General features: G+C 74.2%; 23 protein-coding genes. 9 read left to right on the top strand and 14 right to left on the bottom strand.

The window, feature by feature from the left end:
• Positions 1–500 precede the first annotated feature (500 nt).
• On the top strand, positions 501–965 hold the full coding sequence (locus ACZ63H_RS18945) for a hypothetical protein (protein WP_469866391.1): 465 nt from the start codon (positions 501–503) through the stop codon (positions 963–965).
• Positions 962–1,153, top strand: coding sequence for a hypothetical protein (locus tag ACZ63H_RS18940; RefSeq protein ID WP_467942291.1), 192 nt, complete (start codon positions 962–964; stop codon positions 1,151–1,153). Before ACZ63H_RS18945 ends, ACZ63H_RS18940 begins: the two co-directional genes overlap by 4 nt.
• 12 nt (positions 1,154–1,165) lie before the next feature.
• On the opposite strand, the gene ACZ63H_RS18935 is transcribed toward ACZ63H_RS18940, so the two are convergent.
• The 3 genes from ACZ63H_RS18935 to ACZ63H_RS18925 form a co-directional block, all read right to left on the bottom strand.
• A complete protein-coding gene (locus tag ACZ63H_RS18935) occupies positions 1,166–1,834 on the bottom strand; it encodes a TetR/AcrR family transcriptional regulator (RefSeq protein WP_469866389.1) in 669 nt (222 codons plus the stop codon).
• Positions 1,831–2,664: an NAD(P)H-binding protein gene (locus tag ACZ63H_RS18930; protein ID WP_469866387.1), complete on the bottom strand. Its 834-nt coding sequence runs from the start codon at positions 2,662–2,664 to the stop codon at positions 1,831–1,833. Before ACZ63H_RS18930 ends, ACZ63H_RS18935 begins: the two co-directional genes overlap by 4 nt.
• A gap of 193 nt (positions 2,665–2,857) precedes the next feature.
• Positions 2,858–4,132, bottom strand: coding sequence for an MFS transporter (locus ACZ63H_RS18925; protein WP_469866385.1), 1,275 nt, complete (start codon positions 4,130–4,132; stop codon positions 2,858–2,860).
• A gap of 165 nt (positions 4,133–4,297) precedes the next feature.
• Between ACZ63H_RS18925 and ACZ63H_RS18920 the strand changes: the two genes are divergently transcribed.
• Together ACZ63H_RS18920 and ACZ63H_RS18915 are read left to right on the top strand one after the other, a co-directional pair.
• Positions 4,298–4,660, top strand: a complete 363-nt coding sequence (locus ACZ63H_RS18920) for an ArsR/SmtB family transcription factor (protein WP_467942284.1) — start codon at positions 4,298–4,300, stop codon at positions 4,658–4,660.
• Positions 4,661–5,296 carry a pyridoxamine 5'-phosphate oxidase family protein gene (locus tag ACZ63H_RS18915; RefSeq protein ID WP_469866382.1) on the top strand — a complete coding sequence of 212 codons (636 nt, stop codon included), beginning with the start codon at positions 4,661–4,663 and terminating at the stop codon, positions 5,294–5,296.
• A gap of 72 nt (positions 5,297–5,368) precedes the next feature.
• Here ACZ63H_RS18915 and ACZ63H_RS18910 read toward each other — a convergent pair whose 3' ends face one another.
• Positions 5,369–5,806, bottom strand: a complete 438-nt coding sequence (locus ACZ63H_RS18910; protein WP_469866380.1) for a hypothetical protein — start codon at positions 5,804–5,806, stop codon at positions 5,369–5,371.
• 195 nt (positions 5,807–6,001) lie between these two features.
• On the opposite strand from ACZ63H_RS18910, the gene ACZ63H_RS18905 reads away from it, so the two are divergent.
• The gene (locus ACZ63H_RS18905) at positions 6,002–8,062 is read left to right on the top strand and encodes an NAD(+) synthase (protein ID WP_469866378.1); all 2,061 of its coding nucleotides are present in this window, start codon (positions 6,002–6,004) and stop codon (positions 8,060–8,062) included.
• Positions 8,063–8,157: 95 nt separating this feature from the next.
• Positions 8,158–9,966, top strand: a complete 1,809-nt coding sequence (locus ACZ63H_RS18900; RefSeq protein ID WP_469866376.1) for a potassium channel family protein — start codon at positions 8,158–8,160, stop codon at positions 9,964–9,966.
• Between the two features lie 72 nt (positions 9,967–10,038).
• Here ACZ63H_RS18900 and ACZ63H_RS18895 read toward each other — a convergent pair whose 3' ends face one another.
• Complete coding sequence (locus tag ACZ63H_RS18895; protein WP_469866374.1) at positions 10,039–11,856, bottom strand: S9 family peptidase; 1,818 nt, start codon at positions 11,854–11,856, stop codon at positions 10,039–10,041.
• 215 nt (positions 11,857–12,071) lie between these two features.
• On the opposite strand from ACZ63H_RS18895, the gene ACZ63H_RS18890 reads away from it, so the two are divergent.
• Positions 12,072–12,854, top strand: coding sequence for a class I SAM-dependent methyltransferase (locus ACZ63H_RS18890; protein WP_469866421.1), 783 nt, complete (start codon positions 12,072–12,074; stop codon positions 12,852–12,854).
• An 82-nt stretch (positions 12,855–12,936) separates the two neighbouring features.
• A complete protein-coding gene (locus ACZ63H_RS18885) occupies positions 12,937–13,728 on the top strand; it encodes an SURF1 family protein (protein ID WP_469866371.1) in 792 nt (263 codons plus the stop codon).
• Positions 13,729–13,758: 30 nt separating this feature from the next.
• On the opposite strand, the gene ACZ63H_RS18880 is transcribed toward ACZ63H_RS18885, so the two are convergent.
• The 7 genes from ACZ63H_RS18880 to ACZ63H_RS18850 all read right to left on the bottom strand — a co-directional run bounded on the left by ACZ63H_RS18880 (position 13,759) and on the right by ACZ63H_RS18850 (position 20,185).
• Positions 13,759–14,856, bottom strand: coding sequence for a hypothetical protein (locus ACZ63H_RS18880; RefSeq protein ID WP_469866369.1), 1,098 nt, complete (start codon positions 14,854–14,856; stop codon positions 13,759–13,761).
• Positions 14,857–14,969: 113 nt separating this feature from the next.
• Positions 14,970–15,650, bottom strand: coding sequence for a SigE family RNA polymerase sigma factor (locus ACZ63H_RS18875; protein ID WP_469866367.1), 681 nt, complete (start codon positions 15,648–15,650; stop codon positions 14,970–14,972).
• A gap of 322 nt (positions 15,651–15,972) precedes the next feature.
• Positions 15,973–17,055: an aspartate-semialdehyde dehydrogenase gene (locus ACZ63H_RS18870; protein WP_469866365.1), complete on the bottom strand. Its 1,083-nt coding sequence runs from the start codon at positions 17,053–17,055 to the stop codon at positions 15,973–15,975.
• A gap of 16 nt (positions 17,056–17,071) precedes the next feature.
• Positions 17,072–18,343, bottom strand: a complete 1,272-nt coding sequence (locus tag ACZ63H_RS18865) for an aspartate kinase (protein WP_318202212.1) — start codon at positions 18,341–18,343, stop codon at positions 17,072–17,074.
• Between the two features lie 163 nt (positions 18,344–18,506).
• Positions 18,507–19,169, bottom strand: coding sequence for a DUF5063 domain-containing protein (locus ACZ63H_RS18860; RefSeq protein ID WP_467942265.1), 663 nt, complete (start codon positions 19,167–19,169; stop codon positions 18,507–18,509).
• Positions 19,162–19,761, bottom strand: coding sequence for a recombination mediator RecR (gene recR / locus ACZ63H_RS18855; protein ID WP_465937579.1), 600 nt, complete (start codon positions 19,759–19,761; stop codon positions 19,162–19,164). Before recR ends, ACZ63H_RS18860 begins: the two co-directional genes overlap by 8 nt.
• A gap of 82 nt (positions 19,762–19,843) precedes the next feature.
• On the bottom strand, positions 19,844–20,185 hold the full coding sequence (locus ACZ63H_RS18850) for a YbaB/EbfC family nucleoid-associated protein (RefSeq protein WP_469866362.1): 342 nt from the start codon (positions 20,183–20,185) through the stop codon (positions 19,844–19,846).
• 261 nt (positions 20,186–20,446) lie between these two features.
• Between ACZ63H_RS18850 and ACZ63H_RS18845 the strand changes: the two genes are divergently transcribed.
• Positions 20,447–21,199: an SLATT domain-containing protein gene (locus ACZ63H_RS18845; protein WP_469866360.1), complete on the top strand. Its 753-nt coding sequence runs from the start codon at positions 20,447–20,449 to the stop codon at positions 21,197–21,199.
• Positions 21,200–21,202: 3 nt separating this feature from the next.
• On the opposite strand, the gene ACZ63H_RS18840 is transcribed toward ACZ63H_RS18845, so the two are convergent.
• Both ACZ63H_RS18840 and ACZ63H_RS18835 read right to left on the bottom strand, forming a co-directional pair.
• Entirely contained in the window at positions 21,203–22,732 is a 1,530-nt protein-coding gene (locus ACZ63H_RS18840) for a substrate-binding domain-containing protein (protein WP_469866358.1), read from the bottom strand.
• A gap of 132 nt (positions 22,733–22,864) precedes the next feature.
• Complete coding sequence (locus tag ACZ63H_RS18835; RefSeq protein WP_469866356.1) at positions 22,865–23,812, bottom strand: hypothetical protein; 948 nt, start codon at positions 23,810–23,812, stop codon at positions 22,865–22,867.
• Positions 23,813–24,350: the final 538 nt, after the last annotated feature.

Genomic DNA, 24,350 nt, shown 5'->3' with positions numbered 1-24,350 from the left:
GCTTGACTAAGCCTTCCCGGCCTACGCAGACTGTGAACTGCGAGCCGGGGGCTACAGGCCTGAATTGATACGGTTGCACGGGGGCAGGCCAGACTGATAAACCGCGATTCCAGCGCACCTATCCGGTACATTCCAACCATCATTCATTCAGCGCGCGCCGCGCCATGTCCACCGCGCAGCGCCCTCCTGTTGCCGCGCGACAAGTGTGTCGCGAAGGACGTCACCACCTGGCCACATCATGGTCTGCCAGCCATGACCCAACGACGGGTCCGACAAAAAGCAATTCCATTTCAAAAAACGGGGAACACGGAATGCGCCAAGCTCTGCCATTGTCAGAAACGTCGGAGGACCAACCCTGCGCGGCTGCGCTGATCCCTGCGCTGTGCGCGCTCGCGGAGCTTTACGAGGAATGCGGGCGGGTGTTAGCACACACCCCGTACAGCCTGCGGCAGCGCGTCACCGGAAGCCGGGCCATCGGTATTTCCCTGAATGAGAAAGCGATGGCGCTCCGGACCGAGATGAAGAACACGCTCGCCTCCTGGGCGCGCCTGGTGGTGGACGAGTGCGGCACGGCCGTCCCGGCCCAGGAGGGGGTCCGCCCCCTGGTGTCCTTCCTCGTCCGCCATGCCGATTGGCTGGCCGCGCATCCCGCGGCCGGTGACTTCGCCGAGGAGGTGACGGCACTCGTCAGGTCCGCCCGCCGGCTCGCGGGTCCGGGCCCGGCCCACCGCGTCGACCTGGGGCGCTGTGTGCGGTCCGGCTGCTCCGGCACGCTGCGCGCCGTGGTGCACGACGGCGACGACACGGCACCGGGTCAGGTCTCGTGCGACGCCGGGCACGCGCTGCCGCCGCAGCAGTGGCTGCTGGTCGCGCACCGCATGCGGCGGACCGCCTCGCGCGGCGAGCGGGCCACCCGGCGCCACGACGGCGAGCGGGCCGGCACACGGGGGGAGGCCGCCCGGTGAGCCATCCGCAGCGGCGGCGCTTCGTGCCCACCGAACTGGCCGCGCTCGCGGCCGGGGTGACGGAGGCCACCATCCGCAAGTGGGCCAGCCGCGGCAAGATCACCCGCTACGGCAGCCCCCGGCGCGCCCAGTACGACCTGGACGAACTCATCGCCCTCGTCGCCGACCGGGCCGACGCCCTCGGCTGACCGCCGGTCGTGTCAGGACCCGGGCTCGGACTCCGGGCCGGGCCGGGACCCGGGTTCGGGTTCCGGCCCGGGCTCCGGTTGCGACCCGGGTGCGATCAGGGTGCGGAACAGCGGTGCCGCCAGGCGCAGTACGTCGTCCAGGTCGGCCTCGGCCAGGTCCGGCATGCGCAGCAGGTACCGCTGGGTCGCGATGCCGAACATCATCGCCCCGGACAGCGCGGCGCGCAGCCGTGCGTCCGGGGCGTCGACGTTGGCCGCCACCCGCTCGATGGTCTCCTTGGTCACATGGCGGCGCAGCAGCTCGGCGGCCTCCTCGCTGGTCATGCTGGTCCGCAGCAGCACCGCCATGGGGCTGTCCGGGTCGGCGGCCCAGCTGCTCAGCATGGCGCGCAGGTAGTTGTCGACCGTGCGGGCCGGGTCGGGGGTCGTCAGCTCCTCGATCGGCACGTGCCAGCTGACCGCCTCGCGGAAGAGTTCCTGCTTGGTGCCGAAGTACTGGATGACGGACGCCTTGTCCACGCCCGCCTCGGCGGCGATGGCCCGGATCGTGGCGCGTTCGTAGCCGACCTCGGCGAACTTCCGGCGCGCGGCCCGCATGATCCGCCGGCGCGTGCGCTCGCCCTTGCGCTCGGGTTCCGCGCCGGTGGCGCCGGCCCCGGCCCCGGAGCCGCCGCCGGTCACCCGAAGTCCCCGGCGTGGTGGGCCGCCCACTCGGCGTAGGTGTGCGCCGGACGGCCGGTCACCTCCCGCACCGCCTGGCTCACCGGCACCGCCGCGCCCGACTGCCGGGCGTACATGCGCAGCAGGGAGTCCACCGTCTCCGCCTCCAGGTGCCGGGTCATCCGCTCCCGCGCCGCCTCGGGTGTCAGCTCCTCGAAGCGCAGTTCCCGGCCGAGCACCCGGCCGAGGATCCGTACCCGCTCCGCCTGGGTCAGCGACTCCGGTCCGGTCAGCTCGTGCGCCCGGCCGACGTGCTCGTCGTCCAGCAGGGCGCGGGCGGCCACGGCGGCGATGTCCCGCTCGTCGACGGGCGCGGTGGCGGCGTCGCCGTACGCCGCGCGGACCACGCCCTCCGCCCGGATGCCCCACGCCCACGGCAGGTCGTTGACCATGAAGGGGCCGGGGCGCAGGAACGTCCACGGCAGGCCGGAGGCGATCACGGCCTGCTCGTCGGCCGCGTTGAGCCGCCCCATCCGCTCCCGCTTCAGGTGCTCGTCCACCACCGACTGCGAGGACAGCAGCACCACCTGCTTCAGCCCCGCCCGGGTCGCGGCGTCGAGGAACGGTCGCAGGCGGCCGTGCACGGGGAAGAGGAACGCCCGCTCGACGCCGTGCAGCGCGGCGGTGAGGGACTCGGCGTCGGTCAGGTCGCCCCGGGCCACGTCCACACCGTCCGGCAGGCCGGCGCGCCGCGGGTCACGGGTGAGCGCGCGTACCCGCGCTCCCGCGCCCAGCAGTTCGCGCACCAGGTTCCGGCCGACGTTGCCGGTCGCCCCGGTCACCAGGATCATCCCTCAGCCTTTCGTCCGTACGCGTGCCGTCGAAAGGGGGCGGGCGGGCCCCGGCCGACGGGGGTCGCGCAGGGCATGTCACACCTGCGCACGGCCGGGACGCTCGCCGACTCCCTTGCCAGCAAGGGGCGTTGACGACGCTACGCCCGCCTCCGAAAAAAATCAACGCCTGTATAGTTCTACGTCCTCCGACCTAAGACCGCAGGTCCGGCCGCTGATCCACGGCCGAGGGTCCGCGTCCGCCACCGCCCGCCGCCCCCCGGGCGCCGGCGGGCGCCGGTCCCCGGACGGCGGTCCGCTCGGCGCGGGCGGCGGCGGCCGTGACCGCCGCCGCGGCCAGCGCGAACGCGGCGCCCGCCCCGGCCACCCACGCGGCGCCCGCCGCGCCGAGGATCCCGGCGCCCAGTACGCCGGACAGCGAGATCGCCAGGTACATCACGGCGGCGTTGAGGGAGACCGCCAGGGGTTCGCCGCCCGGGCCGGCCAGCGCCATGACGCGCTGCTGCTGCGGCGCGGTCACCGACCAGGAGGCGATGCCGCACACCGCCGTCAGCGCGACGGCCGCCGGGTAGGAGGAGCGTGCGCCGGTCATCACCGCGAACACGGCGGCGAGCAGCAGCATCGCGCCGGTGACAACCGCGTGCGGTCCCTTGCGGTCGGCCAGCCGGCCCGCGGTGAGGTTGCCGGCCGTCCCGGCCAGGCCGAACACCAGCAGCAGCGCGGCCACCCGGGTGCCGTTCCCGCCGGTGGCGGGCTCGAAGACGGCGCTGATGTAGGTGTACGGCAGGTAGATGCCGATGAACGCGACCAGCGTGCCGGCCAGCGCCCCGGCCACCTTGCGGTCGGCGAGCGGGGCGAGGCGCCGGCGCAGCCGGGTCGGCCCGCCGAGGGTGACGCCGGGCAGCCGCAGGGCGATGACCGGGGCCACCAGCAGGGCGAGCGCGGTGACGAACCACAGGGTGGCCCGCCAGCCCAGGGCCTCGCCGATGACGGTGCCGAGCGGGGCGCCCAGGGCGAGCGAGGCGGTCAGCCCCACGGTGACGACGGCGATCGCCCGGCCCCGGTGCTCGGGCCCGGCCAGCGTCGCCGCCGTGGCGCCCGCGTTGGGGGTGAACATCGCGGCGCCCGCCGCGGCGAGCACCCGGGCGGCCAGGACCACCGCGTAGTCGGGGGCGAGGGCGGTCAGCACGTTGCCGGCGGCGAACACGGCGAGCCCGGTGATCATGACCGTACGCCGGGACCAGCGGCCGGTGAGCGCGGCGAGCACCGGGGAGAGCAGGGCGTAGGCCAGCGAGAAGACGCTGACGAGCTGGCCCGCCGCGCCCAGGGAGACACCGAGGGAGTCGCCGATGGCGGGCAGCAGGCCCGCGATGACGAAGGCGTCGGTGCCGACGGTGAAGGTCCCGAGCGCGAGCACCAGGGCGTGGGTCCGCCAGACGTGCCCCGACGGGGCCGCGGGAGGGGTCATGGGAGCACCTGCGTTTCGATCGTCGTCGAATACGTCGATGCGGATCGTAATAGAGGTTCGATGTGTATCGTAGATGTCGAGCAACATCGCCACAGTCGCGCGCCGTGCGTCACCGCCGCGCCGGTGCCGCCCGGCCGCGCTGGGCGCACAGAGCCTGGAGGCAGGATGCGAACGACGGAGGAGACCCGGCTGCCGCAGCCGGACCTCGCCACGGTGGAGATCGGCACCGTGCTGCAAGCCCTCGCGGACCCGGTGCGGCTGCAGATCGTGCGGCTGCTCGACACCCTCGGCGAGGCGCCCTGCGGCGCGCTGGACCTGCCGGTCGGACGCTCCACCGTCTCCCACCACCTGCGCACCCTGCGCGAGAGCGGCGTCGTCGAGACCCATCTGCGGGGCAACACCCGGGTCAGCCGGATCCGCGGCGAGGAACTCGACCGGCGCTTTCCCGGCCTGCTCGCCGCGATCCTGGGCGCCGCACCGGCCGCGCGAGGGAGCGCGGCCGGACCCGACCAAGAGGGAGAACGTTAGATGGGACGGTTCGCACACCTCGCCTACACGGACAGCGTGCGCCGCGTCCAGGAGGAGCAGGGCAGTGGGCAGTTAGGTCTGCGCGCCCTCGCCCAGCCCGACGCCGGCCCGGACGCCCTCGGCCCCGACGAGGCCGCGTTCCTCGCCACCCGGGACGGGTTCTACCTCGCCAGCACGAGCGAGACCGGCTGGCCGTACATCCAGTTCCGCGGCGGCCCGGCCGGCTTCGTGCACGTCCTGGACGAACGGCGGCTGGCCTGGGCGGAGGTGCGCGGCAACCGGCAGTACATCACCACCGGCAACGTGCGCTCCGACGGCCGGGTCGCGCTGTTCTTCATGGACTACGCCCGGCAGGCCCGCCTGAAGCTGCTGGGCCGGGCCCGCACCCTGGGCCTCGACGAGGATCCCGCGCTCGCCGAGCGCCTCGAGAAGCCGCGCACCGACGGCCGGGTGGAACGCCTGATGGTCGTCGAGGTCGAGGGCTTCAACTGGAACTGCCACCAGCACATCACCCCGCGCTACTCCGAGGAGGAGCTGGAGACGGCCCTGGGCCCCGTCCGCGCCCGCATGGACGCCCTGGAACAGGAGAACGCCCGCCTGCGCGCCCGCCTCGCCGAACTCGGCGGGACGGACTGACCGACCCGGCCCGGGGTGCGGCACACCACGGCGCGCACCCCGGAGCGCCCGGTCTCCTCGGCCGCCGCCCGCCTACCGCGGGTGCCCCACCGTGGGCGGCCTGCCGCCGCCCGTGAGGGACCGGCGGACGAAGCCGATCACTCCCGTCGCGGCGGCGGTCCCGGCGAGGCTGCCGAGGGCCACCAGTCCCACGCCGATCACGAACAGGCCGCTGGCCTCGTCGGACCAGTCGCAGTACGCGGCGGCGGTCAGGCCCGCCGAGGTGCCGAGGACGGCGGCGAGCGGGTGACGGCGGGCGGTGGCCCAGTACACCGGCGCCAGCTGGGTGACGACCAGCCCGAGGATCTGCCAGGCCTGGTAGGGGCCGGTCGTCGTGCCGTCGGCCTGTACGTCCGGTCGCCCGTCCCAGCCCAGCCAGGCGGCCCACGCGAGGGGCGCGACCACGGCCGGCGCGAGAACCGGCAGCAGGCGCGAAGCGGCGCGAGCCGGTGTCTTCGGTCCTTTTCGCATACCCCCACCGTCGCCCCGCGCGCCGCCTTCCGCACAGAGCACGCGTACTCAGCCGCACCCGAGTACATGCCCGGGTACGTCCCCGGGTACCTGGGCCGGTGCCGCCCGGGCGCACGGCCGGGTCCCGGGCTCCGCACGGCCGGGATCTAGGCTTCCCCCAGGAGGAGATTCGCTTCGTCAGTGCGGTCTGTTGAAATGAAGGAAGCCCCGTTGAACTTCTGGTCGCTCTACAGCCACGGCTTCGCACGCATCGCCGCGTGCACGGGCCACACCGTCATCGCCGACCCGCACGCCAACGCCGAAGCGGTCCTGCGCCAGGCCCGCCGGTGCGCGGACGAGGGCGTCGCCGTAGCCGTCTTCCCCGAGCTGGGCCTGACCGGCTACTCCATCGAGGACCTGCTGCTCCAGGACGCCCTGCTCGACCAGGTCGAAGCGGCGCTCCACACGGTCGTGGCCGGCTCGGCCGAACTGCTGCCCGTCCTGGTCGTGGGCGCCCCGCTGCGCCACCGCCACCGGATCTACAACTGCGCGGTGATCGTCCACCGGGGCCGTGTCCTCGGCGTCGTGCCGAAGTCGTACCCGCCGAACTACCGCGAGTTCTACGAACGCCGGCAGATCGCCGACGGCCACGACGAGCGGGGCGGCACCATCGTCGTCGCCGGCGCCGAGGTGCCGTTCGGCGTGGACCTGCTGTTCGCGGCCGAGGACGTCCCCGGGCTGGTGCTGCACACCGAGATCTGCGAGGACATGTGGGTGCCGGTGCCGCCCAGCGCGGAGGCCGCCCTGGCCGGGGCCACCGTGCTGGTCAACCTCTCCGGCAGCCCGATCACCGTCGGCCGGGCCGAGGACCGCGCCCTGCTGTGCCGCTCGGCGTCCTCCCGCTGCCTCGCCGCCTACGTCTACGCGGCGGCCGGCCTCGGCGAGTCCACCACCGACCTGTCCTGGGACGGGCAGACCATGATCTACGAGAACGGGGTGCTGCTCGCCGAGTCCGAGCGCTTCCCGGCCGGCGACCAGTGCGCCGTCGCCGACGTCGATCTGGACCTGCTGCGGCAGGAGCGGCACCGGATGGGCACCTTCGACGACAACCGCCGGGCGCACGCCGCGCGGACCGGGGACTTCCGGACCGTCGCCTTCGAGCTGGCCCCGCCGCTCACCGACCTCGGGCTGCGCCGCCGCGTCGAGCGGTTCCCGTTCGTGCCCGCCGACCCCGACCGGCTCGCCCTGGACTGCTACGAGGCGTACAACATCCAGGTCGCCGGCCTCCAGCAGCGGCTGGCGGCCATCGGCGGGCCCAAGGTCGTCATCGGTGTCTCCGGCGGCCTCGACTCCACGCACGCGCTGATCGTCGCCGCCCGGGCGATGGACCGAGCGGGCCGGCCGCGCAGCGACATCCTCGCCTTCACCCTGCCCGGCTTCGCCACCAGCGACCACACCAAGGACAACGCGCACAAGCTGATGCGCGCCCTCGGCGTCACCGCCGCCGAGCTGGACATCACGCCGACCGCCCGGCTGATGCTGAAGGAGATCGGCCACCCCTTCGCCTCCGGCGAGCCGGTCTACGACGTCACCTTCGAGAACGTCCAGGCGGGCCTGCGCACCGACTACCTGTTCCGGCTGGCCAACCAGCGCGGCGGCATCGTGCTGGGCACCGGCGACCTCTCCGAGCTGGCGCTCGGCTGGTCCACGTACGGCGTCGGCGACCAGATGAGCCACTACAACGTCAACTCCGGGGTGCCGAAGACCTTCATCCAGCACCTGATCCGCTGGGTCGTCTCCAGCGGCCAGTTCGACGACGAGACCGGCAAGGTGCTGACCGCGATCCTGGACACCGAGATCAGCCCCGAGCTGGTGCCGGGCGAGGAGCTGCAGTCCACCGAGTCCAAGATCGGCCCGTACGCGCTGCACGACTTCACCCTCTTCCACGTGCTGCGCTACGGCTTCCGGCCCTCCAAGATCGCCTTCCTGGCCTGGCACGCCTGGCACGACCCGGCCGCCGGCGCCTGGCCGCCCGGCTTCCCCGAGGCCAAGCGGGGGGCGTACGACCTGGCGGAGATCCGGCACTGGCTGGAGGTGTTCTGCCGCCGCTTCTTCGCGTTCTCGCAGTTCAAGCGCTCGGCGATGCCGAACGGCCCCAAGGTCTCGGCCGGCGGCTCGCTCTCCCCGCGCGGCGACTGGCGCGCCCCGTCCGACGGCAACGCGGAGTCCTGGCTGCGCGACCTGGCCCGCTTCGACTTCGAGGCGGCGGGCCGCTAGCCACCCTCGCTGGAACCGCGCGTCCGCTTCGGCCACTCTTTCCCCCCGTGGCGAGCGTTCCGTATCAAGGGGGGCCGGGAGGCCCGCAGGCGCACATGGTGGTGTGCGGTGACGACGGGCTCGCGCACCGGCTGGCCGCCGAGTTGCGCGGGGTCTACGGCGAGCAGGTCACCCTGGTCGTACCGCCCGACCGGCGCACCGCCCGGCCCCCCGTGGTCGGCCGGGCCCGGGCCGCGTCGGCGGCGCTGTTCGACCGGGTGGTCAGCGCCGCGGTGGGGACGGTGGGCCGGGCGGGCGGAACCGGGCAGCCCACCGGCGCGGCCACCGGGTGGCGCCCGGACGGCGAGGCGGTCATGGAGGCCGCCGAACCGACCGAGGCGGTGCTCGCGGAGGCCGGGGTGGCACGGGCCGCCGCGCTGGCCCTCGTGTACGACGACGACGAGACCAACATCCGGGCCGCGCTGACCGCCCGCCGGCTCAACCCCCGGCTGCGGCTGGTCCTGAGGCTGTACAACCGGCGGCTCGGCCAGCACATCGAGGACCTCCTCGACCAGGCGGCCGCGCTGGCCGCCGGGGGCGGACAGGACGGCCCGGGCCCCGGCCCGGAGGCGTCCACGACCGTGCTGTCCGACGCCGACACCGCCGCGCCCGCGCTCGCGGCCACCGCCGTCGCCGGCACCGGCAGGGTCATCCAGACCGAGGGGCTGCTGCTGCGGGCCGTGGAACGGCCGCTGGCCGGCGCGGAGGGGGCCGGCCCCGGCCCCGGCCTGTGCACGCTCGCGCTGCTGTCCGGCGGGGAGCAGCCGCCGCTCCTGCTCCCGGGCGACGAGGAGGTGCGGCAGGCAGCCGGACGGCACGCCGTGGTGCTGGAGCACGTCTCCTCCCCCACGGACGCGGAATCCGCCGCGCCCGCCCGCCGGCTGACCGGCGTCATGCCGCTGGCCTCGCTCTTCTCCCGGCGGCTGCGGTGGTCGCTGGCCGGGCTGGTCGGCTGCGTGGTCGCCCTCGCCGTCACCCTGTGGCTGGTCACCGGCATCCATCCGCTGCGCGCCTGCTACATCACCCTGCTCGACCTGTTCGCCATCGACGACCCGGCGCTCGAGGAACCCCTCGGCCGCCAGGTCCTGCAACTGCTGTCCGCACTCGTCGGACTGCTCCTGCTGCCGGTGCTGCTGGCCGCCGGACTGGAGGCGCTCGGCACCTTCCGCACCGCCTCCACCCTGCGCAGGCCGCCGCGCGGGCTGAGCGGACACGTGGTGCTGCTCGGACTCGGCAAGATCGGCACCCGGGTGCTGACCCGGCTGCGCGAGCTGAACGTCCCCGTCGTGTGCGTCGAGTCCGACCCCGAGGCACGCGGCCTGGCCACCGCCCGGCGGCTGCGGGTGCCGGTGGTCCTCGGCGACGTCACCCAGGAAGGCGTCCTGGAGGCGGCCCAGATCCACCGGGCGCGGACCCTGCTCGCGGTGACCAGCGCCGACACCACCAACCTGGAGGCCGTCCTCTACGCCCGCACGGTCCGCCCCGACCTGCGGGTGGTGCTGCGCCTGTACGACGACGACTTCGCCACCGCCGTCTACCGCACCCTGCGCGCCGCCCACCCGCACGCCCTGACCCGCAGCCGCAGCGTCACCCACCTGGCCGCCCCCGCGTTCGCCGGGGCGATGCTCGGCCGGCAGGTCCTCGGCGCGATCGCGGTGGAGCGCCGCGTCCTGCTCTTCGCCGCGGTCGACGTCGACGGCCACCCCCAGCTGGAGGGCCACACCCTGAACGAGGCCTCCCGCACCGGCTCCTGGCGCGCCCTGACCCGTCTGGGCCACCCGGACACGCCCTCCGACCACGTGCTGGAGAAGGGGGACCGCGTGGTCGTGGCGGCGACCCGCAGGGGCCTGGCGGAACTGCGCTGACCGGTCGGAGGGCCCGGCTGAGGGGGGTTCACCCGGCCGGGCCCGCCCCGGGCCGGGGGCGACGGCGCGCGATCACGCCGGCAAGTGCCGTGCCGCGAAGTCCAGTTCCAGTGCGACCTGCTTGATGCGCTCGCCGACCACCAGGGAGCCGTGGCCCGCGTCGTAGCGGTAGACCTCGTGGACCGCGGCGCGGGCTTCCAGCCTCTTGACGTAGTTGTCGATCTGGCGGATCGGGCAGCGGGGGTCGTTGACGCCCGCCGAGATGTAGACCGGGGCCTTGACCCGGTCGACGTAGGTGAGCGGGGAGGACGCGGCGAAGCGGTCCGGGACCTCCTCCGGGGTGCCGCCCAGCAGGGTGCGGTCCATGGCCTTCAGGGACTCCATCTCGTCGTGGTACGCCGTGACGTAGTCCGCGACCGGGACGACCGCGATGCCGAGCGCCCAGGCGTCCGGCTGGGTGCCGACGCCGAGCAGGGTCAGGTAGCCGCCCCAGGACGCGCCCGTGAGGACCATGCGGCCGGGATCGGCGAGGCCCGAGGAGACCGCCCAGTCCCGGACCGCGGCCACGTCCTCCAGCTCGATCAGGCCCACCCGGTGCTTGAGGGCGTCGGTCCAGGCGCGGCCGTAGCCGGTGGAGCCCCGGTAGTTGACGCGGACCACCGCGTACCCGTGGTCGACCCAGGCCGCCGGGCCCGCCGCGAAGGAGTCGCTGTCGTGCCAGGTCGGGCCGCCGTGCAGGTCGAAGACGGTGGGCAGGGGGCCCGTGGCACCGGCCGGCTTCTGGACGAGGGCGTGGATGCGGCCGCCGGGCCCCTCCACCCACACGTCCTCCACCGGCACCGACGGCGGGCACGCCATGCCCGGGGGATCCAGCACCACACCGCCGGCCGTGGACCGCACCGCGGGCGGCTCGGCGGCCGACGACCACAGGTACTCCACGCTGCCGTCCGGGCGGGCCGTCGCCCCGGAGACCGTGCCGGGCGGGGTCGGGATGCGGGTCAGCCCGCGGGTCGCCAGGTCGTACCGGAACAGTTCGCTGCGGGCCTCGAAGCCGTGCACGACGAGCAGGGCCGAACCGTCCGGGTACCACTCGGCGCCGACGTCGCCCGGCAGGTCCAGCGCCAGCTCGGTCTCCTCGCCCGTCGCCACGTCCCACACCATCGGCTCCCAGCGGCCCCGGCGCTGGTGCCCGACGAGCAGCCGGGTGTCGCCGTCGACCGGGGCGAAGCCCAGCACCTCCAGGCCCAGTTCCTCGACGCCGCCCTTGGTGTCGTCCAGCTCGGCGACCGTCGTGCCGTCCGGGCGGAGCACCCGCAGGGCGGCGTGCATGGCGTCGCCGTGCTCGGTGTGCTCGACCGCGATCAGCGAGCCGTCGTGCGAGAGGTCGCCGACGCCCGCCGACTCGCGGTGCCGGTAGATCTCCACCGGCTCCGCGCCCTCGCGCGCCAGGTGGATCGTCGTACCGTCGTCGTCCGTGGAGCGGCCCACGACCGCCGTGCGGCCGTCGCGGGACAGGGCCAGGCCGGCCGGGTAGGACGGGGCGAGGCCGGGCACGGCCGGCTCGTCGGGGCCGCCCGCGAAGGGCTGGCGGCGCCAGATGCCGAACTCGTCGCCGTCCTTGTCGTCGAACCACCAGATCCACGCGCCGTCCGGGGAGAGCACGCCGTCCGTCGTGCCGTTCGGCCGGTCCGTCGCCTGCCGCTGCTCGCCCGTCGCGCGGTCCCAGGCGTACAGCTCGTACGTCCCCGTCGCGTTCGACACGAACAAGGCGCGGTCGGGCGCGTCCTCCGCCCAGTCGGGCAGGGAGACCCGCGGCGCCCTGAACCGCTTCTCCCAGTCCGGCATGTCCGGTGCGTCCGGTGTCCTGTTTTCGCTCGTGTCGCCAGTCATGCGCCCATACTGCCTGGCCGAACCGACAATTGGGTGGCGGGTGCGCGCAGCCTGTGGATAACTTCTCGGCCATGAGCGTTTCCGCCGACTCCTCGCCCGTGCACGACGGGTCCCCGTCCGACGGCCCCTCGTCCGACGGATCCTCTCCGGCCGCCCCGCGGGACACACTCCCCCACGGCTCCGTCCCCGAGGGGTGGCGGGAGGACAACCGGGCCCTGTGGGACGAGCGCGTGCCCCTCCATGTCGCCGGCCCCTTCTACGACCTCGCCGGCTTCCGCACCCGCCGGGACGACCTGCGCGACTTCGAGACGGCGGAGGTCGGCGACGTCACCGGCAGAACACTCCTGCACCTGCAGTGCCACATCGGCACCGACACCCTCTCCTGGGCCCACCGGGGCGCCGCCCGCGTCGTCGGCCTGGACTTCTCCGCACCCGCCGTGGAGGCGGCCCGCGCCCTCGCGGCGGACCTCGGCTACGGCCCCGAGCGGGCGGCCTTCGTCACCGGTGACGTGTACGACGCGCCCGGGGTCGTGCCCGAACCGTCGTACGACATCGTCTACACCGGGCTCGGTGCCCTGTGCTGGCTGCCGGACATCCGGCGCTGGGCCGAGACGGCGGCCTCCCTGGTCGCGCCGGGCGGCTTCCTGTACCTCGCCGAGTTCCACCCGCTCACCGAGTCCCTGGACGACGAGACCGGCACCCGGATCGTGCGCGACTACTTCGCCCGGGACGCGCAGGTGTGGAACGAACCGGGCACCTACGCCGACCTGGACGCCGCCACCGTCCACAACCGCAGCGTGGAGTGGCAGCACACCCTCGGGGACGTCGTCTCCGCGCTCGCCGCGACCGGACTGCGCGTGGAGTTCCTGCACGAGCACGACGTCTCGCTCTTCCCGCGCTTCGAGAACTTCGAGGTCCGCGACGGCTACCACCGCTTCCCGGCCGGCCACCCCCGCGTCCCGCTGATCTACTCGCTGAAGGCGAGCAGGAGCGACTGAGTCCGGAGACGGGCCGCCGGGAGCCGGTCCAAGAGCCGCCCCGCGCCCCGGGACCCGGAGCGGGCGCCGTACCGTGGAGGGCGTGTACCGCTTTCTGCTGACACCCCGCTGGTGGGGCATCAACGTCTTCGTGCTGCTCGCCATCCCGTTCTGCGTGTTCATGGGGTCGTGGCAGCTGAGCCGGTTCGAGGGGCGCGTGGCGGACCACCGCACCGCGACCGAGCAGGCGACCTCCGGCCGCGGCGAGGCCGCGCGCCCGCTGGACTCGATGCTGCCCGTCGACAAGAGCACCTCGGGCCGGCGGGTCACGGCGAGCGGGCACTACGGCAGGCAGCTGCTGGTGCCCGGCCGGGAGCTGGACGGCAAGCGCGGCTTCTACGTCCTCACCCTGCTGCGCACCGACTCCGGCAAGGCGCTGCCCGTGGTCCGGGGCTGGCTGCCCGGCACGGCGGACCCGGCGAAGGCCCCCGCCCCGCCCGCCGGCGAGGTCACCGTCACCGGCGCGCTCCAGGCGTCCGAGACCCCGGGGGACAACGGGGTCAGCGCGCAGGGCGGGCTGCCGGCCGGGCAGACGGCGGCGATCAGCTCGGCGTCGCTCGTCAACCTGGTGCCGGACCGGCTGTACGACGCGTGGGTGACGCTGGACAAGGGCGAGGCCGGGATGAAGGCCGTGCCCGCGACCGCGCCGACCGGTACGGGGCTGGACCTGAAGGCGTTCCAGAACCTCGGTTACACCGGCGAGTGGTTCGTCTTCGCGGGGTTCGTGGTGTTCATGTGGTTCCGGTTGCTGCGGCGGGAGCTGGAGTTCCAGCGGGACGCGGCGCTGGGCCTGGTGCCGGAGGACGCGGAGCGCACCCCGGTCCCGAGCGGCTGACCCGGCGGACCCGGGGCCGGCCGGGAGGGCTCACGCCCCCGCCAGCAGCCCCGTGTAGTACACCGTCCCCGCGCACGCCCCCGGCACCACCGCGGTCGCCGCCGGTGCGCCGCCCTGAGCCGTGTGGGTGACCGCGACGCTGCCGTCGGCCGTGCCGTCCTCGGTGACCAGCTGGGTGGTCACGCCCGGCGTCCCGGTGCTGGTGTCGGTCGTCCCGCCGGTCGCGCCCGCCTCCTGGGTCGGCGTCGGGTCGGGGGACGGGCCGCCCGTGTCGGAACTCCCGCCGGTGCTGCCGCCCGCGGCCGGGCAGGTCTCGGAGGGCACGAAGGCGAACTTCTCCTCGTACGCCGCTCCGGGCTGCAGGACCAGTGAGGCGACCTCCAGGGAGGGGTCGGGCAGGGCCGCCGCCGCGTCCCCGGCCGAGTGCCGCACGGCGCCGATCTTGGCCGGATCGGCGGCGCCTTGGGCCGACGGGGCGACGCTGCCGGGGCCGGTCACCTTGCAGGCCGCGGCGGAGACGTTGACGACGCGGAAGGTGCCGTAGACCACGCCCGCGGAGTCGGGGGCGTTCACGGTGCCGGTGGCGGAGCCGAGCCGGCCCGGCGAGCACGGCGCGATGCCGGCGGGGGCGGTGGCGGTGGGCTGGGTTCCGGCCGGGGTGCCGGGGCGGTGACCGTCCTCGTGGTCCTTCCCGCCCTCGGGCCTGTCCGTCTCCTTGCCGGGCTTGACCTCGGTGCTCGGGGTGTCCTTCTTGTCGTCCTTGCCGGCGGTGCCCTTGTCCTTGCCGTGGCCGGTGCCGCCCTGGGCCTGCGAGGTCTGGCCGGCCATCGCGGTGTTGGGGTCGGAGCCGCCGGCGTGGGAGACGTGCACCAGGGCGGGGATCGCGGTGCCGATGAACAGGGCCGCCGCCGCCACGCCGACCACCGCCTGGCGCTTGCGGGCCCGGCGCGCGGGGACCGCCCGGCGCAGGTGCTCCAGGGTGCCGCCGCGCGGTTCGATGTCGTCCACCGCCGTGTGCAGCAGGCGGCGCAGGGCCAACTCGTCCGAGTCGAGTCCGTCGAGGCCGTCCGGTGAGTCGGTGACCGGGCCGGGCCCCTCGGGGCCCTTGCCGTCGGGGCCGTGGTTCACAGTTCCGTTCCCAGCGTGCGTTGGCGTGTGCGGTTGCCCGTGGTGGCGCGTCGGCTCGTGCCAGGCGTAGGGCTCGTGACGTTCATGGGAGTCGCCCCCTTCGGCGCGGTCGCTCATGCCGGCGTCCTCATGGCCACCCGCAGCGCGGCGATGCCCCGTGAGCCGTACGCCTTGACCGAGCCGAGGGATATGCCGAGCGTCTCGGCGACCTGGGCCTCGGTCATGTCCGCGAAGTACCGCAGCACGAGCACCTCGCGCTGGCGGCGCTGCAGGCCCTTCATCGCCTGGATGAGGTCCCGCCGCTCCAGCTGGTCGTAGGCCCCCTCCTCCGCGCTCGCCGCGTCGGGCATCGGCTTGGAGAGCAGCTTCAGACCGAGGATGCGGCGGCGCAGCGTGGACCGGGAGAGGTTGACGACCGTCTGCCGCAGGTAGGCGAGGGTCTTCTCGGGGTCGCGGACGCGCTTGCGGGCCGAGTGGACGCGGATGAACGCCTCCTGGACGACGTCCTCGCAGGAGGCGGTGTCGTCGAGGAGGAGGGCGGCGAGACCCAGCAGCGAGCGGTAGTGCGCCCGGTAGGTCTCGGTGAGGTGGTCGACGGTGGTCCCGGCGGCCTCGGCCGTCACGGCACCGGGCAGCTCCTCGGCACCGTCACGCTGACTGGGTATGCGGGCGGGCCGCGCTGCGGGCATGGGCGCGATCACCGGCATGCCGCCGGACGCGCGGGGCCGGAGCGCCGCGGGAGGCCGCAGGGCCGTGCCGCCGCGGGCCACACTGAGTTCGAGTACCTCTGCCACGCCAGTTGGACACGTCTGCCCCCTCGGGGGTTGTACGTGTCCGACGTCACATGTGCGACGACCGGCCGGGCCTCAAGTGCCGTCATGCGTCCCGCTCTTCCCTTATGTCCCATTTGAACGGGCGTCCCCACGCCCCGATCACGGCGTCCCCACGCCAGGATCATCACGTCCCCAGGTCCCGCAAGGGTGACCGCAAAGACGCTCCCCGCCCTCCGTACGGTTGCGGAAGACGGGGAGGGAAATCCTCTGCCGCCAAGAGGGACGGTTCAAGTGGTTTGGACCATGCTCCCGGCCACACTTCTTACCCGGATCCTACAAAGCGTCAGACGCGGCCGGCCGCCCCGCCCGGCTCCCCGCCGGCCGGACCGGCCAGCAGCTCCGCGAGCTGCACGCAGTTCAGCGCCGCGCCCTTGCGCAGGTTGTCGCCGCACACGAAGAACTCCAGCGCGGCCGGGTCGTCCAGGGACCGGCGCAGACGGCCCACCCAGGCCGGGTCGGTGCCCACCACGTCGGCCGGGGTGGGGAACTCGCCGGCGGCCGGATCGTCGCACAGCACCACGCCCGGCGCGGTCGCGAGGATCTCCCGGGCGCCGTCCACCTCCACCTCGCGCTGGAAGCGGGCGTGCACGGTCAGCGCGTGGGTGGTGATCACCGGCACCTGGACGCAGGTCACGGCGACCGGCAGCGCCGGCAGGCCGAGGATCCGGCGGGTCTCCTCGCGCACGGCCAGCTCCTGCGCCGACCGGCCGTCCGCCCGGGGCGGCCCGGTCCACGGGACGACGTTCAGCGCGACCGGCTCCGGGAAGGGCCCGGTGGCGTCCCCGACGGCCCGCCTGAGGTCGCCCGGCCGGGTGCCCAGCTCGGTCCCGGCCACCAGGGCCAGCTGGGCCCGCAGGGCGTCCACCCCGGCCCGCCCGGCCCCGCTCGCCGCCTGGTACGACGAGACCACCAGCTCGCGCAGGCCGTACTCGGCGTGCAGCGCCCCCAGGGCGACGATCATCGTCAGGGTGGCGCTGTCGGGGCTCGCGACGATCCCGCGCGGGCGGGAGCGCAGGGCGTGCGGATTGACCTCGGGCACCACGAGCGGCACGTCCGGGTCGTCCCGGAAGGCACCGGAGTTGTCGACGACGGCCGCGCCGCGCGCGGCGGCGACCGGTGCCCAGGCGGCGGCGACGTCCGCGGGGACGTCGAACAGCGCGATGTCGACGCCGTCGAAGGCGTCCTCCGTCAGGGCCGTCACCTCGACCTCCACCCCGCGCACGGTCAGCTTGCGGCCGGCCGAGCGCGGGGAGGCGAGCAGCCGGATCTCGCCCCAGACGTCGGCGCGCTGGGACAGGATCCGGAGCACGACCGTGCCGACGGCCCCGGTCGCTCCCACGACCGCGAGCGTCGGCCTGCCGGTCATCGGCCCGTACCCCGGCTCATCGGCCGGTGCCTCCGTAGACGACGGCCTCGTCGGAGTCGGAGTCGAGCCCGAAGGCGGTGTGCACGGCGCGGACCGCCTCGGGCACGTCGTCGGCGCGGGTGACGACCGAGATGCGGATCTCGGAGGTCGAGATCAGCTCGATGTTCACGCCCGCGTTGCTCAGCGCCTCGAAGAAGGCGGCGGTGACGCCCGGGTTGGTCTTCATGCCGGCGCCGACCAGGGAGATCTTGCCGATCTGGTCGTCGTAGCGCAGCGAGTCGAAGCCGATGCCGGGGCGGTTGCGCTCCAGGGCGTCGATCGCCTTGCGGCCCTCGGTCTTCGGCAGGGTGAAGGAGATGTCCGTCAGCCCGGTGGCGGCGGCGGACACGTTCTGCACGACCATGTCGATGTTGACCTCGGCATCGGCGATGGTCCGGAAGATCGCGGCGGCCTCACCCGGCTTGTCCGGCACGCCGACGACCGTGATCTTGGCCTCGGAGGTGTCGTGCGCGACACCGGAGATGATGGCCTGCTCCACCTTCTTGTCCCCAATCGGCTCACTGCTGACCCATGTGCCCTGCAGTCCGCTGAAGGAGGACCGGACATGGATCGGGATGTTGTAGCGGCGGGCGTACTCCACACAGCGGTGGAGCAGCACCTTGGACCCGGACGAGGCGAGCTCCAGCATGTCCTCGAAGGAGATCCAGTCGATCTTCCGGGCCTTCTTCACCACACGCGGGTCGGCGGTGAACACGCCGTCGACGTCGGTGTAGATCTCGCAGACCTCGGCGTCGAGCGCGGCGGCGAGCGCCACGGCCGTCGTGTCGGACCCGCCGCGCCCCAGCGTGGTGATGTCCTTCTTGTCCTGGCTGACGCCCTGGAAGCCCGCGACGATGGCGATGTTGCCCTCGTCCAGGGCGGTGCGGATCCGGCCCGGCGTGACGTCGATGATCCGGGCTTTGTTGTGGACCGAGTCGGTGATGACGCCTGCCTGGCTGCCGGTGAAGGACTGCGCCTCGTGCCCCAGGTTTTTGATCGCCATCGCCAGCAGGGCCATGGAGATCCGCTCTCCGGCGGTCAGCAGCATGTCGAACTCCCGCCCGGCAGGCATCGGAGACACCTGCTCGGCGAGATCGATCAGCTCGTCCGTCGTGTCGCCCATCGCGGAAACGACGACGACAACCTGGTTGCCGTTCTTCTTCGCTTCCACGATCCGCTTGGCGACGCGCTTGATGCCCTCGGCATCGGCTACGGAGGAGCCTCCGTACTTCTGCACGACAAGGCCCACGTGCGCTCCTCGCTCGGTTCGTTTGTGTCGGCTCAGTCTAACGAGCGTCCGAATTCCACCACCCTGCTCCCGCATGGTGAGACATCGTCCGCTCCCGTCCGACCCTGCCCAGCGCGCGGCACCCCACTCCGAAAGTGCCCCGGCTCACAGCCGGCCGCGGCCGCTACGGCGCCGGCCGGATGCCCAGCGGAGCGCCGATCTCCTCGGCCATGACCCGGCCCGCCTCGAACTCCAGCGTCTCGTCGCCGATGTCGGCCTGGTCGGTGTCCAGGCCGTCCAGCTCCTCCAGGGGCTGGTTCAGCCGGACGTGGATGAGGACGGACTGCAGGGCGCGCAGCACCGCCGAGGCCGTCCCTCCCCAGTTGGAGAAGTACGAGAACTGCCACCACCACAGGGCCTCGGTGGTGCGGCCCGCGCGGTAGTGGGCCATGCCGTGCCTCAGGTCGGTGATGATGTCGGCGAGGTCGTCGGAGATCCGGGCCGGCACGGGCGCCTTGCGGGGCTCGTACGGGTCGAAGACCTCGGAGTAGACGTCGACCGGGTCCAGCAGCCGGGCGAAGTTCTCCCGCAGCTCGTCCACGTCCGGCTCGGGGCCCGGGTCCGGCTCGTAGCGCTCGTCGGGGACGAAGTCCTCGTGGGCGCCCAGCCGGCCGCCGGCCAGCAGCAGCTGGGAGACCTCCAGGAGGAGGAAGGGGACCGCCGAGCCGGGCTCGGCACCCCTGGCCACCTCCGTGACGGCCACCAGGAAGCTCTCCACCTGGTCCGCGATCTGCACCGCGAAGTCGTCCGGGTTCTGCGTCGTGGCGTGCAGCGTGGCGTCAGACATCTAGCAGTCGTCTCCCCTCGAAGGCGCGGCCGAGGGTCACCTCGTCCGCGTACTCCAGGTCGCCACCCACCGGGAGGCCGCTGGCCAGGCGGGTGACCTTCAGGCCCATGGGCTTGATCATGCGGGCGAGGTACGTGGCCGTCGCCTCGCCTTCCAGATTCGGGTCCGTGGCCAGGATCAGCTCCGTGACCGTCCCGTCGGCCAACCGCGCGAGAAGTTCCCGTATACGCAGGTCGTCGGGTCCGACGCCCTCGATGGGGCTGATCGCGCCGCCGAGCACGTGGTACCGGCCGCGGAACTCACGCGTGCGCTCGATCGCGACGACGTCCTTCGGTTCCTCCACCACACAGATGACGGCGGGGTCGCGGCGCGGGTCGCGGCAGATGCCGCACAGCTCCTCCTGCGCCACGTTGCCGCAGGTGGCGCAGAAACGCACCTTCGCCTTGACCTCCAGCAGGGCGTGCGCCAGCCGCTTCACGTCGGCCGGTTCCGCCTGCAGGACGTGGAAGGCGATCCGCTGCGCGCTCTTGGGACCGACGCCGGGCAGCCGCCCCAGTTCGTCGATGAGGTCCTGGACCACGCCTTCGTACAACGGACTGCCTTTCCTGGAGACCTTTCGGTACGTACCGTAGTTGCCTTCCGCCTCCGCCCGGAAGGCGGCGGGTCGGGCCGGGTCAGAACGGCAGGCCCGGGATGCCGCTGCCGCCGCCCAGCCCCTGCGCCAGCGGGCCGAGCTTCTGCTGCTGGAGCGTCTGCGCGTTCTGGTTGGCCGCCTGGACCGCCGCCAGGATCAGGTCGGCGAGGGTCTCGGTGTCCTCCGGGTCCACGGCCTTCGGGTCGATCTTCAGCGCGCGCAGCTCGCCGGCGCCGGTCACGGTGGCCTTCACCAGGCCGCCGCCCGCCTGCCCGTCGACCTCGGTGCTCGCCAGTTCCTCCTGCGCCCGCGCCAGGTCCTGCTGCATCTTCTGGGCCTGCTGGAGCAACTGCTGCATGTTGGGCTGGCCACCGGGGATCACGATCAGCTCCTCGCCGTCTTCCGGGTCGTCGTCTCCGACGTTTTCTCAGTCGTCAACGAGCCTACGTGGTCCACGCGGTCCCCGCCCTGCCACTCTTTCGAGTGAGAAAGACGGCTGTCCTATACCTGATCAAGGCCCTCTTCCGGGCGGAAAAGCGGGGAAACCTCCCTCTCCGCCACCCGTTGGGCGGTAGGAAGGTGGCCGCGCGTCGGCATGGAATGTCACGCAACGCGACCGGTCGTGATCAGTAGGGAGTGCCGGGTGGGTCAGCCGGAGATGCAGCCCGAGGGTCCGCCTCAGGACGGGCGGGGCGAGGGCGCGGCCGGGCTGCGGCCGGGCGATCTGACCGGGCGGACGTTCCCGCTCGGGGACTGGGGCGAACCCGCCGAGCGGCTGGACGAGCTGTACCGCTGGGTGGAGCGCCGGGGGCTGGAGACGGCCGCCTGGTACCTGCGGGACCGGTCCTGGAAGCGGCGCGGGGCGCGCGCGCTGCGGATCACCACGGCGGCCGGCGCGGTGGCCGGGGCGGCGCTGCCGCTGCTGGACCTCACCGGGGTGGCCGCCGGGGCGGCGCCCTGGGGTTGCCTGGCACTGCTGCTCGCGGGGGCCGGTGTGGGGGTCGACCGCTTCTTCGGGTGCACGTCCGGCTGGATGCGGGACGTGGCCACCGCCCAGGCGGTGCAGCGGCGGCTCCAGGCGTTGCAGTTCGACTGGGCGGCGGAGAGCGTGCGCGAGGTGCTGGGCCCGGCGGAGGGCACGGCGAGCGAGGCGGCCGAGCGGTGCCTGACGGTGCTGCGCCGCTTCTCCGAGGACATCGCGGAGCTGGTGCGCGCGGAGACGACCGACTGGATGGCGCAGTTCGGCGCGGGCCCGGCCCCGCTGGGCCCGCAGACGGCGGTGGCCACCGTGCCCCGGCAGGAGACGGGCGGCGCGGGCGGGGGGCGCTTCCCGCTGCCGCCGGCGAGCGGCAGCCGCCCCAACATGCCGAGGCAGCGCCCCCCGGAGCCGCGCTGACCCTCAGCCGCAGAGCTTCATCCCCTCCGGGGTCCAGCACGGCACGTGTCCGTGCGTGCGGATGATCCCCTGCCCGTTGCCCCGGGACAGATACGTCAGGAAGCCGGACGTCAGCGAGTCGGCGGGCGGGCTGCCGTAGGTGTAGGCGTACTCGACCTCCCGGTACGGGTAGGCGCTGCGGCCGTGCTCGATCGCGTCCACGGACGGCGTGCCGCCGTCGAGACCCAGCACCCGCACGCCCTTCGCCCGCAGGGCCAGGTTCAGCTCGCTGTAGCCGACGGCGCCGGGCAGCCGGGCCACCTGCGCCAGCACCTGGTCGGTGGAGTCCAGCTCACAGCGGGTCACCGGCGCCGCCGGATCGTCCTTGTGGACGCAGTCGACGGAGGAGTTCGCCGGCTCGCCCCGCCCCAGCACCCGCCGCTGGAAGACCTGCCGGGTGCCGGAGCCGGCGTCCCGGCTGACCAGGTGGACCGGCACCGGACGCCCGCCGAGCCGCGACCAGCTGCGGATCTCCCCCCGGTACAGCCGGCGCGCGTCGGCGGTGGACAGGCCGCGCACCCCCACGTCCTCGTGGGCGACGAGCGCGAACACCGACAGCGCGACGCGGGTCTCCCGCAGCTCGGGCATGTCCCCGGGCTTGGGCCCGTCGGAGAAGGCGACGACCGCCGGCGCCCCCTTGCCCCCGGCCGCCGCCCCGGCCGCCGCGAGCTTCCGTATGCCGGCGGTGGATCCGTGCACGTCCACCTCGACGGCCGAGCCCGCGCAGTCCTCCTCGTACTCCCTCGCCGCCTCGCGCAGCACCGGGGCGAAGGCCGTCGACCCGATGACGGTCAGCGTGCCCCGCTCGCAGCCGGCCGGCGGCGGGCTGTCGTCGCGGGCCACGACGATGCCCGCGAGGGTCATCACGCACACCGTGAGCATGACGGTGATCAGCCGGGCGGCGCGGCTGAACAGGGGCGGCTTGACGTCCGGGGTGGCGCTGCGGTTGGGATGGACCTCGCCCTCCCGGATGCCGCCGCTCAGCCGGATCTCCCGGCCCACGTCCCCGCCGGACAGCAGGACCAGCAGCTTGAAGTGGTCGCCCCGGTTGAGGGGGACGCGCGGGATGCGCAGGGTGTTGTCCTCGTAGCCGAAGCCGCGCTCGGCGGTGAAGTGGTCCATCAGGTGGCCGGTCCCGCCGGGCTGGGTCACCGAGACGCCCCGGATGGTCCGGTCCGTGAACACCGCGGTGAGACCGTGCCGTTCGGGGCCGGTGTAGTCGTCGCGGTCGATGCCCTGCGAGCCGTCGTTCTCCACGCGCAGCAGGACGAGCGTGGCGTCCTCCATGCCGGGTGACTCCAGGAAGAGGCCGAGCCGCCGGTTGACCCGCCCCGACCGCGCGTCGTCCCCTATCGGGTTGTCCATCTGCACCCGGTAGCCGATCCTCCTGCGGCGCGGCACCCGGCGCTCGTACCAGACCATGCCCGCGGACGCGGCGATGCCCAGCACCGCCGTCCCCACGGCGACGACGTTCTCCGCGCTCAGCCAGTCCATGTGGGTGCCCCCGCCACTCCCCCGGAGCCGGATGATGGTGGAGTCACGGTACGGGCGTCCGCGGGCCCCGGCGGGCCCGGTCGGCGTATGTTCGCCCACCGTTCAACAACCGGGCTGCCGGGGCCGGGCGGGTCACTCCTTGCCGTACGTCAGGCTCTCCCCGCCGCTCGCCTTGGCCCGCTTCAGCCGCCCGTCCGGCAGCAGGGTGACCTCGGTGGCCTCGCCCGGGGTGCACGAGGTGGCGGGTTCCCCGGTGGTGACGGTGGACGGCCCGATCGTCAGCGGTCCGTCCTTCGCGGCCACCGCGGTCAGCTCGGCCTCGAAGACGCAGTGGTACGACCCGCCGCCCTCGGCCGGCCCGTCCGCGACCAGGGTCAGCACGGTGTCCCCCACCTCGCCCTGCCGGATGGTCAGTTCGCGGGTGCCGGTGCCGCCCGCGCCGCCGAGGGTCGCCCGCCAGGTGCCCAGGTAGGCGTCCGGGACGGCCCCGGCGGCGGACGTCCCGGAGCTGCTCGGGGTGGGCGCGGCCGACGTGGCCGTGGGGGCGGCCGAGCCGTCCTCGGGCGTCGGGGCGTGGGTGGGGGCCGTGCCGACCGTGCCGCTGCCCTGGTTCCCGGTGTCGCCGCCGTTCTTCATCAGCGCGTACACCGAGCCGCCCGCGCCCAGCGCCACGACCAGCGCGATCACGACGAGCAGCGCGGTGGACCGGCCGCTGCGCGGCTCCGGCTCCGCGGGCGGGCCGGCGTCCGGCGGGCCGTACGGCGGTGTGGCGCCGAGTCCGCCGGCATAAGGCTGGTACGACGGCGACTGCGCCGCCCCGCCCCAGGCACCGGCCCCGGTCTGCTGCGGGTAGCCGTAGGCCGGGTGGGGGTGCTGCGGGTGCGGCTGGGGCTGCGGGGCCCCGTACGCCGCGCCGAACCCGGCGGGCGGCGCGGGCGGCGGGGTGCGCGGGGCGACGGAGGTGGGCGGGGGCAGGTGGCCGCCGGGCGCGGGGGCGCCGCCGTCGGAGACCGGCGCGTGCTCGGGCGATCCGTCGGCCCCGTCGACGGCCTGGAAGGACGTCCCGGCCCGGGGAGGCATCCCCCCGCCCCCGACGGACCCGCCGGTGCCGGACGCCTCCGGGGCGGGGGGCACCGCCGACGCGGAGGGCCCGGCCGTACCGCCGGGCGCGCCCGGCCAGGAAGGCGTACCCGCCCCGGCGGAGAAGGCGGAGAAAGCGGCACCGTCGGCCGCCCCCGGCCCGGCGGGGAACGCGACACCAGAGGGCGTACCCGATCCGGGAGACGCACCCGGCCCGGGAGGCGTGCCCGGTCCGGTGGACGTCCCCGGCCCGGAAGGCGCACCCGGCCCTGCGGGCACCCCCCACCCGGCGAACGCGCCCGTCCCGGCAGACGTCCCAGCCCCAGGAGGCACAGAGGGCCCAGATGGCATACCGGGCCCAGGAGGCACACCGGGCCCGGCGGGCGCGCCGTCCCCGGCGGGCGTCCCCGGCCCAGGGGCACCAGGCCCGGCGGGTGCCCCCTGCCGAGCAGACCCGTTCAGCCCCGCGGGCGCCTCCGGCCCGGAAGGCGCACCCGGTCCGGCGGTGAAAGCCGCACCGGCGGGCGCCCCCCATCCT

This window comes from Streptomyces sp. NPDC104831 (assembly GCF_055583025.1).
The sequence above is the reverse complement of the archived record's forward strand: the minus strand, read 5'-3'. Positions and strand labels throughout refer to the sequence as shown.

Bases quoted from the DNA above. Each gene is read 5' to 3' on its own strand.
- ACZ63H_RS18945 (WP_469866391.1), top strand. From the start codon at position 501: ATGGCGCTCCGGACCGAGATGAAGAACACGCTCGCCTCCTGGGCGCGC.
- ACZ63H_RS18930 (WP_469866387.1), bottom strand. From the start codon at position 2,664: ATGATCCTGGTGACCGGGGCGACCGGCAACGTCGGCCGGAACCTGGTG.
- ACZ63H_RS18925 (WP_469866385.1), bottom strand. From the start codon at position 4,132: ATGACCCCTCCCGCGGCCCCGTCGGGGCACGTCTGGCGGACCCACGCC.
- ACZ63H_RS18920 (WP_467942284.1), top strand. From the start codon at position 4,298: ATGCGAACGACGGAGGAGACCCGGCTGCCGCAGCCGGACCTCGCCACG.
- ACZ63H_RS18915 (WP_469866382.1), top strand. From the start codon at position 4,661: ATGGGACGGTTCGCACACCTCGCCTACACGGACAGCGTGCGCCGCGTC.
- ACZ63H_RS18910 (WP_469866380.1), bottom strand. From the start codon at position 5,806: ATGCGAAAAGGACCGAAGACACCGGCTCGCGCCGCTTCGCGCCTGCTG.
- ACZ63H_RS18905 (WP_469866378.1), top strand. From the start codon at position 6,002: ATGAAGGAAGCCCCGTTGAACTTCTGGTCGCTCTACAGCCACGGCTTC.
- ACZ63H_RS18900 (WP_469866376.1), top strand. From the start codon at position 8,158: ATGGTGGTGTGCGGTGACGACGGGCTCGCGCACCGGCTGGCCGCCGAG.
- ACZ63H_RS18895 (WP_469866374.1), bottom strand. From the start codon at position 11,856: ATGACTGGCGACACGAGCGAAAACAGGACACCGGACGCACCGGACATG.
- ACZ63H_RS18870 (WP_469866365.1), bottom strand. From the start codon at position 17,055: ATGACCGGCAGGCCGACGCTCGCGGTCGTGGGAGCGACCGGGGCCGTC.
- ACZ63H_RS18860 (WP_467942265.1), bottom strand. From the start codon at position 19,169: ATGTCTGACGCCACGCTGCACGCCACGACGCAGAACCCGGACGACTTC.
- ACZ63H_RS18840 (WP_469866358.1), bottom strand. From the start codon at position 22,732: ATGGACTGGCTGAGCGCGGAGAACGTCGTCGCCGTGGGGACGGCGGTG.
- ACZ63H_RS18835 (WP_469866356.1), bottom strand. From the start codon at position 23,812: ATGCCTCCCCGGGCCGGGACGTCCTTCCAGGCCGTCGACGGGGCCGAC.